Origin of the sequence: Salmonella sp. NW1250 (assembly GCF_051812965.1) — a bacterium.
GTDB lineage: Bacteria > Pseudomonadota > Gammaproteobacteria > Enterobacterales > Enterobacteriaceae > Salmonella > Salmonella enterica.
Genome location: NZ_JAMNDD010000021.1, coordinates 24,779 through 40,872, shown reverse-complemented (window position 1 = coordinate 40,872; position 16,094 = coordinate 24,779). Strand labels below are relative to the sequence as shown.

General features: G+C 53.6%; 16 protein-coding genes and 1 tRNA gene. 7 read left to right on the top strand and 10 right to left on the bottom strand.

Annotated features, from left to right (window positions below; translation table 11 throughout):
- The first annotated feature begins 240 nt into the window (after positions 1-240).
- Complete coding sequence (dkgB, locus tag NBA72_RS23470; RefSeq protein WP_000154871.1) at positions 241-1,044, top strand: 2,5-didehydrogluconate reductase DkgB; 804 nt, start codon at positions 241-243, stop codon at positions 1,042-1,044.
- Positions 1,045-1,064: 20 nt separating this feature from the next.
- Here the strand turns inward: dkgB and yafC are convergent, their stop codons facing one another.
- Positions 1,065-1,979, bottom strand: a complete 915-nt coding sequence (yafC, locus tag NBA72_RS23465) for a DNA-binding transcriptional regulator YafC (RefSeq protein WP_000648534.1) — start codon at positions 1,977-1,979, stop codon at positions 1,065-1,067.
- Between the two features lie 104 nt (positions 1,980-2,083).
- Between yafC and NBA72_RS23460 the strand changes: the two genes are divergently transcribed.
- From NBA72_RS23460 to NBA72_RS23450, 3 genes are all read left to right on the top strand, one after another.
- Complete coding sequence (locus tag NBA72_RS23460; RefSeq protein WP_042948242.1) at positions 2,084-3,259, top strand: MFS transporter; 1,176 nt, start codon at positions 2,084-2,086, stop codon at positions 3,257-3,259.
- A gap of 131 nt (positions 3,260-3,390) precedes the next feature.
- Positions 3,391-4,191, top strand: coding sequence for an endonuclease/exonuclease/phosphatase family protein (locus NBA72_RS23455; RefSeq protein WP_001230970.1), 801 nt, complete (start codon positions 3,391-3,393; stop codon positions 4,189-4,191).
- A 77-nt stretch (positions 4,192-4,268) separates the two neighbouring features.
- A complete protein-coding gene (locus tag NBA72_RS23450; RefSeq protein WP_042948241.1) occupies positions 4,269-5,039 on the top strand; it encodes a class I SAM-dependent methyltransferase in 771 nt (256 codons plus the stop codon).
- A gap of 55 nt (positions 5,040-5,094) precedes the next feature.
- Here NBA72_RS23450 and mltD read toward each other — a convergent pair whose 3' ends face one another.
- Positions 5,095-6,462: a murein transglycosylase D gene (gene mltD / locus NBA72_RS23445; RefSeq protein WP_000644706.1), complete on the bottom strand. Its 1,368-nt coding sequence runs from the start codon at positions 6,460-6,462 to the stop codon at positions 5,095-5,097.
- A gap of 71 nt (positions 6,463-6,533) precedes the next feature.
- On the bottom strand, positions 6,534-7,289 hold the full coding sequence (gene gloB, locus NBA72_RS23440) for a hydroxyacylglutathione hydrolase (protein ID WP_001052773.1): 756 nt from the start codon (positions 7,287-7,289) through the stop codon (positions 6,534-6,536).
- 34 nt (positions 7,290-7,323) lie between these two features.
- On the opposite strand from gloB, the gene NBA72_RS23435 reads away from it, so the two are divergent.
- Complete coding sequence (locus NBA72_RS23435; protein ID WP_000801242.1) at positions 7,324-8,046, top strand: class I SAM-dependent methyltransferase; 723 nt, start codon at positions 7,324-7,326, stop codon at positions 8,044-8,046.
- On the opposite strand, the gene rnhA is transcribed toward NBA72_RS23435, so the two are convergent.
- Positions 8,043-8,510: a ribonuclease HI gene (rnhA, locus tag NBA72_RS23430; RefSeq protein ID WP_042948239.1), complete on the bottom strand. Its 468-nt coding sequence runs from the start codon at positions 8,508-8,510 to the stop codon at positions 8,043-8,045. The genes NBA72_RS23435 and rnhA overlap by 4 nt on opposite strands.
- 63 nt (positions 8,511-8,573) lie before the next feature.
- Here rnhA and dnaQ point away from each other — a divergent pair, with 63 nt between their 5' ends.
- The gene (dnaQ, locus tag NBA72_RS23425) at positions 8,574-9,305 is read left to right on the top strand and encodes a DNA polymerase III subunit epsilon (RefSeq protein ID WP_001670675.1); all 732 of its coding nucleotides are present in this window, start codon (positions 8,574-8,576) and stop codon (positions 9,303-9,305) included.
- A gap of 133 nt (positions 9,306-9,438) precedes the next feature.
- A tRNA-Asp gene (locus tag NBA72_RS23420) sits at positions 9,439-9,515 on the top strand.
- 320 nt (positions 9,516-9,835) lie between these two features.
- Here NBA72_RS23420 and NBA72_RS23415 read toward each other — a convergent pair.
- From NBA72_RS23415 to tagK, 6 genes are read right to left on the bottom strand one after another with little or no spacing between them, the layout of a single operon-like run.
- On the bottom strand, positions 9,836-10,891 hold the full coding sequence (locus NBA72_RS23415) for an ImpA family type VI secretion system protein (RefSeq protein WP_042948237.1): 1,056 nt from the start codon (positions 10,889-10,891) through the stop codon (positions 9,836-9,838).
- Between the two features lie 10 nt (positions 10,892-10,901).
- Positions 10,902-11,897, bottom strand: coding sequence for a type VI secretion system baseplate subunit TssG (gene tssG, locus NBA72_RS23410; RefSeq protein ID WP_042948235.1), 996 nt, complete (start codon positions 11,895-11,897; stop codon positions 10,902-10,904).
- A complete protein-coding gene (gene tssF / locus NBA72_RS23405; protein WP_023254759.1) occupies positions 11,894-13,777 on the bottom strand; it encodes a type VI secretion system baseplate subunit TssF in 1,884 nt (627 codons plus the stop codon). Before tssF ends, tssG begins: the two co-directional genes overlap by 4 nt.
- A gap of 15 nt (positions 13,778-13,792) precedes the next feature.
- On the bottom strand, positions 13,793-14,287 hold the full coding sequence (gene tssE / locus NBA72_RS23400) for a type VI secretion system baseplate subunit TssE (protein WP_000108007.1): 495 nt from the start codon (positions 14,285-14,287) through the stop codon (positions 13,793-13,795).
- Positions 14,284-15,108, bottom strand: coding sequence for a type VI secretion system accessory protein TagJ (locus NBA72_RS23395; RefSeq protein ID WP_023223890.1), 825 nt, complete (start codon positions 15,106-15,108; stop codon positions 14,284-14,286). Before NBA72_RS23395 ends, tssE begins: the two co-directional genes overlap by 4 nt.
- Positions 15,095-15,997, bottom strand: coding sequence for a type VI secretion system-associated protein TagK (tagK, locus tag NBA72_RS23390; protein ID WP_001524811.1), 903 nt, complete (start codon positions 15,995-15,997; stop codon positions 15,095-15,097). Before tagK ends, NBA72_RS23395 begins: the two co-directional genes overlap by 14 nt.
- Positions 15,998-16,094: the final 97 nt, after the last annotated feature.

The window sequence follows — 16,094 nt, the reverse complement described above, 5'->3', positions numbered from 1 at the left end:
GAGCGGTAGTTCAGTTGGTTAGAATACCTGCCTGTCACGCAGGGGGTCGCGGGTTCGAGTCCCGTCCGTTCCGCCACTTATTAAGAGCCCTGAGCATTAGCTCAGGGCTTTTTCTTTGCATGTCATTTAATTATTGCTCAATTCGCAAAAATCCTCTGCATTTCTCGCTCTTTTTCTACAAAGCGCTGAAGGTCATAATTCCCTCAGTTAACGAACATAGTGATTAAAAAGAGGAATTCTATGACTATCCCTGCATTCGGTTTAGGTACTTTTCGCCTGAAAGACGACGTGGTTATCGCTTCTGTTAAAACGGCGCTTGAACTGGGCTACCGTGCTGTCGACACTGCACAGATCTATGATAATGAAGCGGCTGTTGGACAGGCGATTGCTGAAAGCGGTGTACCACGTAATGAGCTGTACATCACCACCAAGATCTGGATTGAAAACCTTAGCAAAGACAAGCTAATCCCAAGCCTGAAAGAGAGCCTGAAAAAACTGCGTACCGATTATGTCGATCTGACGCTGATCCACTGGCCATCTCCGGGTGATGCCGTGTCTGTCGAAGAATTTATGCAGGCATTGCTTGAAGCTAAAAAACAAGGGCTGACTCGCGAAATTGGCATTTCAAACTTCACCATTCCGTTGATGGAAAAGGCTATTGCCGCGGTGGGCGCAGACAATATCGCCACCAACCAGATTGAGCTATCTCCGTATCTGCAGAATCGTAAGGTGGTTGACTGGGCGAAAGCGCACGGTATCCATATCACCTCTTATATGACGCTGGCATACGGTAAGGCGCTGAAAGATGAAGTGATTGCGCGCATTGCGGCTAAACATAATGCGACCCCGGCGCAGGTTATTCTGGCATGGGCAATGGGTGAAGGTTACTCGGTGATCCCTTCATCCACCAGGCGTGAAAACCTGGCAAGCAACCTGCTGGCGCAGGATCTGCATCTGGATGCCGAAGATAAAAATGCGATCGCGGCACTGGACTGCAACGATCGTCTGGTTAGCCCGGAAGGACTGGCTCCTGCCTGGGATTAATTACCCGATCCTTTGTACCTTTAACCCTCTTTCACAGCTCCTGCGGGGGCTGTTCTTATATATTCGCTCAAAAAGTCGATAAATGCCCGAATGCGTGTGCTGACGGCGCGATCGCTGTAGTAAACGGCGCTGAAAGGCATTTCTACCGGCAGACGTTTATCGGCCAGCAGTTCCACCAGTTCTCCCCGCGCGATCTCTTTATCAATCATATAATCTGAAAGACATGCAATGCCGTTACCGTTCAGGCAAAGTTGTTTTAACGTTTCCCCGCTGTTGGAAGAAATCCCACATTTGATCTCATGGAGCTGCCCGTCGCTACAGGCAATCGGCCAGGTATTGAGCGAAACAGGTTCTGAGAACCCCAGGCACAGATGCCGTTTTAACTCTTCAACGGTCTCTGGCTTGCCAAAACGGGCAATATAATCCGGTGAAGCGATAATCTTACGATAACTGGTAAATAACGGACGCGCGCGCAGACTTGAATCTGTCAACGTGCCTGCGCGTATCGCAACATCCACTTTTCGTTCAATAAGATTGATGAACGTTTCTGAGGAGACAAGAGACAACGTTATTTCCGGATACCGTTCACGAAAAGGTTTAATCAGCGGCATCAGGAAATGCAGCATTACCGGCGTTGCCGCATCAATACGCAGTAAGCCGCGCGGGGTATTACGCGACTCCATGATTTCCGTTTCTGCGGCGGCCATTTCTTGCAGTATCTGCTGCACGCGCCTGAAGTATCGCTCTCCTTCTTCAGTCAGGCTCAGCTGTCGGGTCGTACGATTAAGCAGACTGACGCCGAGCTTCATCTCCAGCTTTTTAACTGCCCGGCTGACAGCGGAATTGGCCTGTCCAAGCTGCTCTGCCGCCCGGCTGAAGCTGCCGCTTTCCACGACAGCGACAAAAATTGCGAGTTCTTCGGAGGTGGCTTTCATTTTTGCTCCTGAAGCAAAATTAAATTGATATTTTGGCTATTTTTGTCATTAAAACATCCAGGCATACTGCGTGTCATCTGATTACTGCTGTTATGGAGTTATGTATGCCTCTCGCTTTATTTGCACTGACAATAAGTGCTTTCGCTATCGGTACGACTGAGTTTGTGATTGTCGGCCTGGTGCCGACCATTGCACAACAACTGGCTGTTTCGTTACCTTCCGCCGGAATGCTGGTTTCAATCTATGCGCTGGGTGTGGCTATTGGCGCGCCGGTGCTGACCGCGCTGACCGGACGCCTGCCGCGTAAACAGTTACTGGTCGCGCTGATGGTCTTGTTTACGGCGGGGAATTTGCTGGCATGGCAGGCACCGGGCTATATGACATTAATCGTCGCCCGTCTGCTGACGGGCCTGGCGCACGGCGTGTTCTTCTCGATTGGATCTACCATCGCGACAAGTCTGGTGCCAAAAGAGAAAGCGGCTTCTGCGATCGCTATTATGTTTGGTGGTTTAACGGTAGCGCTGGTCACGGGCGTGCCGCTGGGAACATTTATCGGTCAGCATTTTGGCTGGCGTGAGACCTTCCTTGCGGTATCACTGTTAGGCGTGATTGCGCTGATGAGCAGTCAATTGCTGATTCCGGCCAATATTCCCGGTCGGGCGGCCGCCAGCATTCGTGACCAGGTGAAAGTACTGACTCATCCTCGTCTGTTGCTGATTTACGCCGTTACGGCGCTGGGCTACGGCGGGGTATTCACGGCATTCACCTTCCTGGCGCCAATGATGCAGGATCTGGCGGGATTCTCCCCGGCAGCGGTAAGCTGGATCTTACTGGGGTATGGCGTATCAGTGGCTATCGGCAATATCTGGGGCGGTAAACTGGCGGATAAGCATGGCGCCGTGCCGGCGCTGAAATTCATTTTCGCCGCACTGTTTGTTCTGCTGATGGTCTTCCAGGTGACGGCTTCCACGCAGTATGCCGCGCTGGCTACCATTCTGGTGATGGGGATCTTTGCTTTCGGTAACGTACCAGGGTTGCAGGTCTACGTGGTACAGAAAGCGGAACAATTCACGCCTAATGCGGTAGATGTGGCGTCAGGTCTGAACATTGCGGCGTTTAACATTGGTATTGCGCTGGGCTCCGTGATTGGCGGGCAAACGGTGGAGCATTACGGTTTGGCGCAGACGCCGTGGATTGGCGCCCTCATTGTTCTGGTGGCTTTCCTGCTGATGGGTGTCAGCGGACGTCTTGATAAACCTGTACGCATTGCTCTGGAGTAAATTATTGATGTAAGCGCCTACTTACAAAACAAACTGCAATTGTTCGTTGAAAGTGAGTGCTAAAATCCCTATAACAGAAGAACCAGTCCGGTTGAGGACTGGTTGACGTTACAGAGGTTTGAAAGTCAAAAGTGCGAAAAAACACCTATGCGATGCGCTATGTTGCCGGACAGCCCGCCGAGCGGATTTTGCCGCCAGGGTCGTTTGCGAGCATTGGCCAGGCATTGCCCGCCGGGGAACCGCTAAGCAGTGAAGAGCGGATCCGTATCCTCGTGTGGAATATATTCAAGCAGCAGCGAGCCGAATGGTTATCGGTGCTGAAGAACTACGGCAAAGATGCGCATCTGGTCCTGTTGCAGGAGGCACAGACGACGCCTGAACTGGTACAGTTTGCCACCGCTAACTATCTTGCCGCCGACCAGGTTCCCGCTTTTGTACTACCTCAGCATCCGTCTGGCGTCATGACGCTTTCTGCCGCCCATCCTGTTTACTGCTGCCCTTTACGGGAAAGAGAACCGATTTTACGTTTGGCGAAATCAGCCCTGGTGACGGTATATCCCTTGCCGGATACCCGTTTATTAATGGTAGTAAATGTTCATGCGGTAAATTTTAGTCTGGGCGTGGACGTATACAGTAAGCAGTTACTTCCGATCGGCGACCAGATTGCGCACCATAGCGGCCCTGTCATTATGGCGGGTGATTTTAATGCCTGGAGCCGCCCACGTATGAATGCGTTGTACCGCTTTGCACGTGAGATGTCGCTGCGCCAGGTGCGTTTCACTGACGATCAGCGCCGTCGTGCGTTTGGACGACCGCTGGATTTTGTTTTTTATCGTGGGTTAAACGTGAATGAAGCCTCCGTACTGGTGACGCGCGCTTCCGATCACAATCCGCTACTCGTTGAATTCAGTCCCGGCAAACCTGAGCAATAAAGGTGAGTCAGGTCTGCCGTGGGGCAGGCCTCTGCGGGTACTGCCCTATATTTTTCTCATAACAGAAGGGCACTACCATGACAACGCATTCCCACCATGACAATGTTGAAAAGCAGTTTGGTTCACAGGCGAACGCCTATTTACATAGCGCCGTTCACGCAGCGGGTCGTGACTTAGCGCGGCTGGCGCAAAGGCTGTCTGATTTTTCCCACGCGAACGTACTGGATATGGGATGTGGAGCTGGACACGCGAGTTTTGTCGCTGCGCAACATGCCTACTCGGTCGTGGCATACGATTTATCCGCCAGCATGCTTGAGGTTGTCGCTGGAGCGGCGGAAGAAAGACATTTAAGTAATATTACTCTCCGCCAAGGCTATGCCGAAAAACTGCCCTTTGAAGATGCATCGTTTGAGGTGGTGATTAGCCGCTATTCCGCGCATCACTGGCACGACGTTGGTCAGGCATTGCGTGAGGTTTATCGTGTATTAAAACCCGGCGGCGTGCTGATTATCATGGATGTCATGTCGCCTGGACATCCTGTACGCGATATCTGGCTGCAAACGGTGGAGGCGTTACGCGACACGTCGCATGTCCGTAACTATTCCAGTGGCGAATGGCTGGCGATGGTCAATAATGCGATGCTGGTAACGAATACCGTGATAACCGATCGTTTATCGCTGGAGTTTCGCTCATGGGTAACGCGGATGCGTACGCCAGCGCCGTTGGTTGAGGCGATTCGATTATATCAGGCGAGCGCCCCGGTAGAGGTGAAGCGTTATTTTGAGTTGCAGGATGACGGCTCGTTTAGCAGCGATACTATCATGCTGGAAGCGCATAAAGCGGTATAGCAATTTAAAAGGCGCCGGGGGAAGCGGCGCCTTTTGGCTTTTTCGTCGGACAATATCAGGAGTCTGGCGTGCTATTGTCCTTCACAAACAACGTAAGCTGATCGCCCGGTTGTAGATTATCCGTATCATGGTTCCAGCGCATCACATCTTTGATATTCACCCCGTGACGTCTGGCGATACTGGAAAGCGAATCGCCTTTACGGACACGATAGGTAATGCTATCGCTATTGTTTGCCAGTCGTTGTGCGCTGCTGCCAGCGCCCACGGTCAGGCTTTGCCCGATTTTCAGGCGCGAACCACGCAGGTTGTTCCACTGCTGCAAGTCCTTCGTGCTTACGCCAAGCCGCGAAGCAATACCGGAAAGCGTATCACCAGAGCGCACCTTATAGCTACGGCTATTCAACGGCGTATTGTCGGCGATCAGTTGGGACTGAACGGCGTCAATCTCACCGGAAGCCAGCGACTCACGCAACTGCTCGGCATGCTTTTTGGGCACCATAACATATTGCGGACCGCTTACGCCTAAGGTAGACCCTTTTACACCGGCATTAAACGTCTTCAGCTTGCTGATAGACATGCCCGCCATATCCGCAACCTGCGCCATTTCAACTGGACTGTTTAAACGAACTCGTGCCAGCGCTCGGCTTTCATCTGTTGTTGGCAGACGTACGCCGTAGCGTTTGCTGTTTTTGAGAATTTCACTCAATGCCAGCATCTTAGGTACGTAGAGTTTTGTTTCTCTGGGCAAAGAAAGCGACCAGAAATCCGTCGGTTTTCCACGCGCTTTGTTTGCTTTAATTGCCCGCATAACACGGCCTTCGCCGCTGTTATACGCTGCAACGGTTAACAGCCAGTCGCCGTCAAACATTTTGTTCAGACGCTGCATCATGTCTAACGCGGCGGTCGTAGAGGCTACAACATCGCGACGCGCGTCATAATTACGGGTCTGCTTTAAACCATAATTGCGCCCTGTGCTCGGTATGATCTGCCAGATGCCTGCGGCATTGGCGCCAGACGTTGCGTGAGGATCAAAAGCGCTCTCCACTATGGGTAGTAGTACCAGCTCCATAGGCATGTTACGTTTCTTAACCTGCCCCGCTATCCAGTACATATACGGCTCTGCCCGTAAAGTTACATCGTGGAGATAGCTCTTATTGCGTAAATACTTCTGTTTCTGTTCGCGAATCCGGCTGTTTTCCGGAATTCCCATCTTTAGCTCGTCGCCAATGAAAGCCCACAAGTCCTGATCTGGCGCGATAGACGTTCCGTCGTCCATCCATCGTGCCTGACTCGTAAACTTTCCTGCTTCCCCTTGACCAGCTGCAGAAAGGCTCTGTGCGTGCTGTTGGACGTTGCCAGTGTTCTGAGACGTCTGGCACCCCACAAGCAGGACAGAGGCGAGTAATATCGCTTTTGCCTTCATGTGTGTGTCAATAGTTGCTTAAAAGACGACCGATCATAACGGCGAAGTTAGCGAATGACAAGTAAGAATTATCAGAACGTGTCTTTCTTTGACCTTAACCATGCAAAACGCGCTTCTGGTTGTTGCAATATTGTTTCTTTGTTTATTTCGTTAATTAAATCAATATCTTCAGTTCTTAAAAAAAGATTAATCTTACGCTCATTTTTAAGAATAACGGGTAATGTCATTTGTTTTTTTACACGTAACTCTTTAACTTTACGATAATATTCATTTATGAACGAATCGTGCGGAAGTATGCTCAATGCGAACTTAATGTTAGCTAAAGTGTATTCGTGAGCGCAGCAAATGAGTGTGTCGTCAGGCAGAGAATTAATTTTCATAAGTGACTGATACATCTGTGATGGCGTGCCTTCAAACAGTCGACCACAGCCGCCAGAGAACAGCGTGTCGCCGCAGAATAAGTAAGGATGGCTAAAGTAACAGACGTGTCCTAACGTGTGGCCCGGCGTGGCAAAAAGAGTAAATTTCTCGCCTAAAACGCGAATAGTATCGCCATCGCCAACAAGATGGGTTGCTCCCTTGTCTTGTGTTTCCGCCGGTCCATAAACCGTCATTTGCGGGAAGTGTTGCAACAGCTCTTTGACTCCGCCAACATGATCGTGATGGTGATGCGTCAGAAAAATCGCCTCCGGCATCCACTTATGTTCAGCAATGGCCTTTAAGACGGGGGCCGCTTCGCCGGGATCAACAATCACACAGCGGCCTTCATCATTGGTCAGCACCCAGATGTAATTGTCCTGAAACGCGGGAATACTGTTAAGATTCATATATTACCTCTCAAATAATTAGCGGAAGGTTGCGATGAAACCGGCAAGGCTCTCTCAAACTGTCGTTGCGCCCGGATGTTGGGGTGAGTTGCCCTGGGGCAATTACTACCGTGAGGCGCTGGAACAGCAGCTAAATCCGTGGCTTGCAAAAATGTATGGTTTCCATTTGCTTAAAATCGGTAATTTAAGCGCAGAAATCAATTCCGAAGCGTGCGCGGTCTCCCATCAGGTGAATGTTTCATCGCAGGGCTCACCGATGCAGGTTCTGGCCGATCCGCTACACCTTCCTTTTGCGGATAAATCCGTCGATGTTTGTCTGCTGGCGCATACTTTGCCGTGGTGTACCGACCCGCACCGTTTATTGCGGGAAGCCGACCGCGTATTGATTGATGACGGTTGGCTGGTCATCAGTGGATTTAACCCGCTGAGTTTGATGGGGTTACGTAAACTGGTACCCGTTTTACGTAAAACACCGCCCTATAATAGTCGGATGTTTACCCTTATGCGGCAACTGGACTGGCTGTCTTTACTCAATTTTGAAGTGCTACATTATAGCCGTTTTCATGTCTTACCCTGGAAAAAGCAGGGGGGGCGGCTTTTAAATACGCATATCCCGGCGCTGGGCTGTTTACAGCTTATTGTGGCCCGTAAGCGGACCATCCCGCTTACGCTTAATCCGCTGCGACATAATAAAAGTAAAACCCCTATCCGCCAGACCGTTGGCGCCACCCGGCAATATCGCAAACCGGATGGCTAAGCCTCCGCCTGGTAGCCACTATCTTCCTGCGTGGGGTTCATTGCCGCGGCGCGCGCCAGTTCATCACAACGCTCGTTTTCGGGATGGCCTGCATGGCCTTTGACCCATACCCATTTGATCTGATGCTGACCTAACGCAGCATCGAGACGTTTCCACAGATCGACATTTTTTACGGGTTTCTTTTCCGCTGTTTTCCAGCCGCGTTTCTTCCAGTTATGAATCCATTGGGTAATTCCTTGCCGCACATATTGGCTGTCGGTGCTCAATGTCACTTCGCAATGTTCTTTTAACGCTTCAAGCGCGACGATCGCCGCCATCAGTTCCATACGGTTATTGGTGGTCAGCGTGTAACCTTCACTAAACGTTTTTTCATGACCGCGATAGCGTAAGATAGCGCCATAACCACCAGGCCCTGGATTCCCCAGGCAAGAGCCATCGGTGAAAATTTCTATCTGTTTAAGCATCTCTGGTAGACTTCCTGTAATTGAAATCGATAACAAAACGCAAGTCTGACATAAATGACCGATATGAGCACTGCAATTACACGACAGATTGTCCTCGATACCGAAACCACCGGTATGAACCAGATAGGCGCGCACTATGAAGGTCACAAGATTATTGAGATCGGTGCGGTTGAGGTGATAAACCGTCGTCTGACCGGTAATAACTTCCACGTTTACCTGAAGCCGGATCGGCTGGTGGATCCGGAGGCTTTTGGCGTACACGGCATCGCCGATGAGTTTCTGCTGGATAAGCCGGTTTTTGCTGATGTGGTCGATGAGTTTCTCGATTATATCCGCGGCGCGGAGCTGGTCATCCATAACGCATCGTTCGATATTGGCTTTATGGATTATGAGTTTGGTCTGCTTAAACGCGATATTCCTAAAACCAATACTTTCTGCAAAGTTACCGACAGCCTGGCGTTGGCGCGGAAAATGTTCCCCGGCAAGCGTAACAGCCTTGATGCGCTGTGTTCGCGTTATGAGATAGATAATAGCAAACGTACTTTGCACGGCGCATTGCTCGATGCCCAGATCCTTGCCGAAGTGTATCTGGCGATGACGGGCGGACAAACGTCCATGACGTTTGCGATGGAAGGAGAGACGCAACGGCAGCAAGGTGAGGCGACCATTCAGCGAATCGTTCGCCAGGCCAGCCGGTTACGGGTCGTTTTTGCCTCTGAGGAAGAGCTGGCTGCGCATGAATCGCGGCTTGATCTGGTGCAGAAAAAGGGCGGAAGTTGCCTTTGGCGGGCGTAATTTATTCCTTTTTAGGCTATAAAAATCATCATTCGGGCGATTTTTGCAGCAACTGATTCAAAAGGTGAGAAAAAGCGTTGACGGGCGACACCGCAAACCGTAATATTCGCCTCGTTCCCAGCGGGAACATCACGGAGCGGTAGTTCAGTTGGTTAGAATACCTGCCTGTCACGCAGGGGGTCGCGGGTTCGAGTCCCGTCCGTTCCGCCAGATACAAATCTCAGGGTGTTTTTATACATCCTGTGAAGTAAAAAAAACCGTATCACTGTAAAAGGGATACGGTTTTTTTTCGTCTTCAGCAGTGCCACCGCCTATCGTGGAATCTAACGCAAATGGGCCTACGCCTGGATGACGAACAGGATATTACCGCCACTTCTTTCACTGTCATGGCTATTTTGATCCCACTGGCATTTAAGGCGCGGCCTCATGGCGGTGCTTAACCGGGATCGGGACATGTTCAGCGCAGAAGCAGACTGCGTAATGTTGATGTCACTCAGATAATCACGGAGAACCGCCAGACATGCGCATCATCATTCCAGGGCATCCCACTTCTCCAGCAACTCCACCGGGATCTCATTGATCACCTCCGAGAACCGTTTTCCCACCAGTCTTTCAGCCTGGCGTAACAGTGGGATGGTCGGGCTACTGGGTTCACTGCTCTCAAACCAGCGACGAATGCACCGCAGGCGCTCCAGCGCATCATTACGATCGCGAATTGGCCCCGGTTCAGCATTGTGTGGGAGGGATATACCGGGTGGCGCGTTGACAGGCGGCACATCCTCAGCCCGTGCCGGAACGGCATTATCCATAACCGTGCCTGCGGGAGCTGGCACTGGCGCTGGCGACGGAGGGATTTCCGGTGTGGTTGTCTGTACCACGTCAGGCAGCAGCGCTAACAACTGCCGCAGGCGTGAAAAATCTGGAGCCAGATCGCCTAATGTCTCACGCGCCCACACTTGCAGGCGTTCTGCGCTTTCCTGCGCTTCGCGAAACGCTGCCAGCGGTAATGCCCCACGGGCTTCGAGGTCGGCCAGTTGCTGGCGGACGGATTCGGGGGCCAGCGCATCAGCCGGGCGAGGGGCGGATAACGCTCGCTCCACATCCCGTACCTGCAGGCGCAGGGCGGCACTGTTTGACAGCGTGATACCGCGAATGTCTGCCATCACGCCTTCGTGATCCAGCAGCGCCGCCAGGGCATTACTGCGCGCCAGCGCCGCATCTTCAATAGATTCTGCGGATGCGCCTTCGCCGGTAAGCAGCTGTGGATGGAGTGCATCAGACCAGATTACGCTCAGTTCTGCCAGTTGTGTGAGCATTTCCGCCAGTCCCTGTGCGCCAGCCTGCTGGATGCGACTGCGCAGCAGCAGGATCAACACCCGGATATCCTTACTGCGCGTGAGCAGACGGCGCGCATCACGCTCAATTTCCGGCCAGTTCACGGCTTCCGGCGTACTGACAAAATCACCATATTGCGCCTCCGCCTGGGGGGCGGCGCGGCTGAACAGCAGCAGGTATTCCGGATCGTACTCCGGATCGGGGCCGCAGGGTTGTTCCGCGCTTACCGGTTTAGTCAGGGACATGTCCATATCATTACTCTCAGTGGGTTAAGCCGTGTTCAGGTTCAAAAATCATGCCTGTCACCGGACGGTCATGCATGGCTTTACCTGCCCAGGCCGTCCAGCCAAGCCGCTGCGCGCCGCCGATCATCGCAGGCGGTGCGGCATGAGGCTTCAACTGCAGCTCAATTTCCCAGCAATATTCAAAACCAATGAACGTACGCACCAGTTCTGTCAGCACGGGCAGATTGTTGCCGCCGGGCAGAAAACGCAGGTAATCCTCCAGCGTGAGCGGGCCGATAATTAGCCGGAATTTGTACTGCATATCCGGTACGGCCTGGCCGATAAGCGCCCCGTTGCCCAGCACCGAAGACTGCGCGGGCGTGCCCAGACGGGTGATTTCATCGTTCGCCACCGTTATCCAGTGCAGGGCGAATTCTTTCACCGCAAAAGGTACGCTGAAATAGTGCGCCAGCGTGGCGGCCAGCCCGTCAGGATTGCGCGATTCGCGTACCAGATGGGCGGAGGCTGCCAGGCGAACATGATCTGACAGCGGGCTTTCGGCGCTTTCCCGTAGATCCTGCCCGCTGAGACTGGCGATATAAAACGCAAAACGGTCGTGTTCCGGTTTGTCCAGCCCACCACCAGCGGACTGGGCGCTGCGCCATGCCTGCCAGAACTGCGTCAGCCAGCGGTGGTGAAAAATATTGGAAAAATGAACCAGCGTCGGATCGTGACGGCTCTCTGAGCGGTTTAGCGCCAGCTCGGTATAGTGCAGCGGCAACGGGCCGTTTGGCCCCCATAGTCCGAGGCTGTACAGGCTCAGGTGCAGGCGTCCATCCTGCCAGCTGACCTGGGCGATTTCCCGTGGCGCAAAGGTCATCGTCGGCGTCTGTCCCAGACGGAATTTTTCCATCCGTGGCTGCCAGATACTGCCTGCCGGAGTATCACAGAGCTGGGCATCCACGCGCCGCATCAGGTTCAGGAATCCGTAACGCCAGGGGGTTTTCTGCGCCTGGTCGAGAGCGCCGGTCATACGCTCCCCCGTTGCCCGGTTCTGACCGGCCAGGTCATGACATGCCCGCGTTGCATCGAGTGCAGCGTCATCTGCGAGAAGGTATTAATGGAAACATGGCGGGCAATATAGTGTTCCAGCACCAGACCGAACAGGTAAGGACTGATACCGGAAAATCCTTCTTCGTCCACGGTCAGTTCGCAACTGACGCCCCGGCCATAGACCAACAGGCCGGAGCCGGGCAGGCGGCGGGTCACCGGGGTGGTTTTGCAGCCAATCAGGCTGCGCACCTGGCGCGACTGCGGGCTGTCGTGAGCCGGGATAAACAGATTCAGCAGATCGCGCAGCGCCTGACCGCCGGTACGGTGATCCAGATCGGCCAGCGGCAGATAATTAAACGACAACTGCCGGATCAGCCGCCAGGCCATTTCGCGTTCAGCCAGCGGCGGCTGCGGCGGGCGCGGCGGTCTGATAAGACCCACGCCCGCCACCGGAATCGCCGCATCTACGGTCAGATCATCCCGGCCATTACGTGGAATAAGGCAGGGCAGATCGCGGTTAGTCACCATTGCCGTGACGGTGATATGGCGCAGATTTTCCGGGTAGGGCGCTTCATGCTGATCAACCAGCGACAGGAAGACTTCCGAGCCGGTATAAGGGGTTCGGGTGCCATAGCGGCGGGCGTTTTCTGACGAGCGGCGCGGCTCACGACGCAGTGAAAAATAACGCCCGTGGTTGCCTTCGTCATTATTACGGGTGTGATACAGCGGACGAAAAATCATCTTCCGTGTGGTTTCCGCTTCCAGGCCTTCGACTTCCTGAACAGAAAACACCTCGTAATCCAGCGGACGGGTACGATCCACCACCAGATGCTGTTCCGTCACGCTATGAGTAACTTCAATCCGGGTGGTGGTGCGGGGAAACAGGTTGATCACCGGCGTACAGAACAGGCTGAACTGTGCAGCGTCCGTCTGATGAATCAGCCAGTCCGGCGGCAGGCGGTTAAGCAGTATGACAATTTCCGCCACATTGCCCTGCACCTTTTGTAACCCGGCAGACAATCCGGTCGGGGTGAAGAAGTAAAACCGTTCCGGACAGGCGAAAAATTCATGCAGCAGATTATGGCCGTGAAACACGTTCCAGGCGAGCGGCAGCAGCCCCTGCCCTGGCTCCAGCCCTTCGTGCGCCACCGGGTGTTGAAGATTCACATTCAGTTCGCCGTCAAAGTGACCGGGTTCACCGGCCAGTGTGGCGACGGCGCTGGTATGCAGCAGCTCAAACAGGTGTGACGCAATGCGTTCTTCGCCGCAGAGGTAAAAGGGCAGCCGTGTCGGACCGGCCAGCTCGCTGAAAGTCAGTTCCCCGAAGGTTCGCAGGGTGATGCGCAATGCCCCGGCGACATGAATATTAGGCGGCAGATAGCGGTGCAGGGCGGGCATATCCGGCGGCGCGGCGGTCAGGCGTACCTCCTCGATGGACAGCGGCCACAGCGTGACGTCCTGGCTGCTGCGAAACTGGCAGGCGGTATTTTCGCCTTCCGGGATGGGGGAAACGAACGCGGTATCGCGCGGCACGGTGACCCCTTTCGCCAGGTCGCCTTCCTGCGTATCGGGATACAGCTTTACCACTGCCATCGATGGCGTGGGGGTGACGTAATTGGGGCTGACGACTTCCAGTAATCGCTGTGTGAAGCGGGGAAACTCGGCGTCAATTTTTAGCTGAGTACGGGCGCTCAGAAAGCTGAACGCCTCGATCATGCGTTCCACATACGGGTCGGCAATATCGGTTCCCTGCATCCCCAGTCGGGCGGCAATTTTGGGATGGAGGGTGGCGAACTCAGCACCGGTCTCCCGCAGGTAGCTCAGTTCGCGGTTGTAATACTCCAGTAGCCGTGGATCCATGAATAATGCCCTGTATTAAAAGAACGTAATGCGGCTCAGCTCCATATCCAGCGCGCTGCGTACCAGAAACTCCGTGGGATACGGCTGCGTCAGAATTTGTCCGCGAATTTCAAACTGTAGCGTGTTATAGCTACCCTGCCGGGTTTTATCGAGCAAGGGCGTGACCCTGAGTGTGGCGGCGTTCAGCCGGGGTTCGAAACGGATAATGGCGCGCCGGATCGCCTCGCTGATATCGTCCCACTTATGCTCATACATAAAGCTGCCCGCCAGCGGCGGCAGACCATAGTTGAGCACTGACGCCGCCGCCTGCGGATAGCGCCGGGCGTCGATGTCACCCTCGTGGCTAATGGTATTGAGCAAAAAGGAGAGATCCCGACGAATGATCTCCTTCAGTTGTACCGGCGTGACGCTGATATCCCGGTCAATTTTCTGATACGGGGCATTGTCACACAGCCGATCAAATAGGGTGGGCAGCAGGTGGTTAGCGGGTGTAAAACGAGACGTGCTCATGCGCCATCGTTTTCCTGAGCATGAAAGGTACAATGGGCCATGTCCAGCAGGCTGATATCGCCGTGGCTGGTCAGCCACACTTTCTGCCCCAGCGCCCGCACGGTGGTTTCGCCGGGGCCATCCTGCCAGGCGGTTTCCCGGCACAGACGCAGGGCGTCAGATGCACTTTCCGAACCGCTGTAACGGGTAAAGAGCCAGGCGCCGTGCGTATCGCCATTCACCAGGGTGATATTAACGGGTTTCCACAGCAGATCGGTCAGGCGCGCCGGTTGCGGCGATTCCAGCGAGCATATTTGCGAAAACGGCAGCCAGATATACACGCCGCCGGTGACCAGCTCAAGTACCGGGCCAAGGCGGGAATCGCTGTCGCTCGCCCAGTCAAATGCGCCGCCGTTCCACTGCCCGCCCGTGTCTGTTATGGCTTCCAGTGCGGTATTACGGTGTTTATCAACCTCACCGGTATCGTCATGACAGGCGAGTGCCGCCAGCAGTGACTCCACCCAAACGGGTTGCGGCAGAAGGAAACCGGGTCGTTGTTCACCCTGAAAAACGGTGCGGCGGAACATTTCGCAGCGAACCAGCTCCCGGTACAGCCGGGCCTCCTGGGTATAATTGGCCTCCATCCTGGCACATAGCTGAAGCTGGTGTAGCGCCCGCGACCAGTCTCCGGCCACACACAGCAACTGAAACAGGCTGTGGCGGCAGAGCGCCTTCGCCGGATTTTCCCGAACCTGCTGCTCCGCCATCTGAATCCCCTCCGCAATAGAGTATTCCTGTAGCAGCGCGGACAGGGTAGCAGGAAGCGTGTCAGTTTTTTTCATGGGCGGTATTTCCATTTTTCTGTGTCGGAGTGATTCGGTAGTGGCTATCGATGCCAATAATACGATGCTCGCGGCGGGTCAGATCGGGCAGTATCTCGCTATGTGCGGTTTTCCCCGCCTGTTCCGGCGAGAGCAGTTGCAGGATATCGGGCATTGATTCCATCGCCAGCCAGTGCATTTCACCCTCACCGGTCGTGTCCAGCGTATCCAGAATGGCATCAATACCGGGCGCGCCTGCCACCATATCCTGTAACGTGTCGGTATCGCCCTTTTTATCGTATAACGACGTCAAATCCTGGGTGACAGCGTCTTCATTTCGGGGAAACGGTTTAGGACGGAGGGGCTTTTCCTGCCCGGAGGGCCGCAATGCCTGCTGATATTCCTGGTAAAGCTGGTGTAGCGTGCTATCCGCTTCATGGCCGGTGTAAGAGGATGCGGTTTCCCGGACGGGAATAATATCGAACGGGTTCTGCGGATTGAGCTGTTGTTGTTTAAACCAGTCCAGATCCAGGTACTCAGCAACGGATTCAGATGACTGAACCAACTGAGGAAACGAAACATCGGGACGGGACTCATCATTGGTGCGGGCAAGGCACCAGGATGACAGACCCCATTCAATCGTATCTCCATCATTCAGCCGCATACGGTGATGAGGTTCCATCACCTGCTCATTGACGGCACAGCACAGTTCATCGGAGTGATTAACAATCCACCACGCCTCTTCGTGGCGAACAAGACTGAGCGCGATATCGTCTTTCCCATGTTGCTCAAAAAGCGGAATGTAGGGGGCTGCGGCAGTAAATACGATGTATGTCCCTGCGGGATACTGTGCGTTATCCGTTATACCCTGCGACTGTATTTTCCGTAATTCCCACATGTCTTGTTTCATTATGTCCCTTAAATGTATTTATTTTTCTGGAGGAAACGTTTAGGGAGTTTTAATTCATAAATAATTTTAACTAAATTCATAGAGAGTCATTATTGAT

Bases quoted from the DNA above. Each gene is read 5' to 3' on its own strand.
- dkgB (WP_000154871.1), top strand. From the start codon at position 241: ATGACTATCCCTGCATTCGGTTTAGGTACTTTTCGCCTGAAAGACGAC.
- yafC (WP_000648534.1), bottom strand. From the start codon at position 1,979: ATGAAAGCCACCTCCGAAGAACTCGCAATTTTTGTCGCTGTCGTGGAA.
- NBA72_RS23460 (WP_042948242.1), top strand. From the start codon at position 2,084: ATGCCTCTCGCTTTATTTGCACTGACAATAAGTGCTTTCGCTATCGGT.
- NBA72_RS23450 (WP_042948241.1), top strand. From the start codon at position 4,269: ATGACAACGCATTCCCACCATGACAATGTTGAAAAGCAGTTTGGTTCA.
- mltD (WP_000644706.1), bottom strand. From the start codon at position 6,462: ATGAAGGCAAAAGCGATATTACTCGCCTCTGTCCTGCTTGTGGGGTGC.
- gloB (WP_001052773.1), bottom strand. From the start codon at position 7,289: ATGAATCTTAACAGTATTCCCGCGTTTCAGGACAATTACATCTGGGTG.
- NBA72_RS23435 (WP_000801242.1), top strand. From the start codon at position 7,324: ATGAAACCGGCAAGGCTCTCTCAAACTGTCGTTGCGCCCGGATGTTGG.
- rnhA (WP_042948239.1), bottom strand. From the start codon at position 8,510: ATGCTTAAACAGATAGAAATTTTCACCGATGGCTCTTGCCTGGGGAAT.
- dnaQ (WP_001670675.1), top strand. From the start codon at position 8,574: ATGAGCACTGCAATTACACGACAGATTGTCCTCGATACCGAAACCACC.
- NBA72_RS23415 (WP_042948237.1), bottom strand. From the start codon at position 10,891: ATGGACATGTCCCTGACTAAACCGGTAAGCGCGGAACAACCCTGCGGC.
- tssG (WP_042948235.1), bottom strand. From the start codon at position 11,897: ATGACCGGCGCTCTCGACCAGGCGCAGAAAACCCCCTGGCGTTACGGA.
- tssF (WP_023254759.1), bottom strand. From the start codon at position 13,777: ATGGATCCACGGCTACTGGAGTATTACAACCGCGAACTGAGCTACCTG.
- tssE (WP_000108007.1), bottom strand. From the start codon at position 14,287: ATGAGCACGTCTCGTTTTACACCCGCTAACCACCTGCTGCCCACCCTA.
- NBA72_RS23395 (WP_023223890.1), bottom strand. From the start codon at position 15,108: ATGAAAAAAACTGACACGCTTCCTGCTACCCTGTCCGCGCTGCTACAG.
- tagK (WP_001524811.1), bottom strand. From the start codon at position 15,997: ATGAAACAAGACATGTGGGAATTACGGAAAATACAGTCGCAGGGTATA.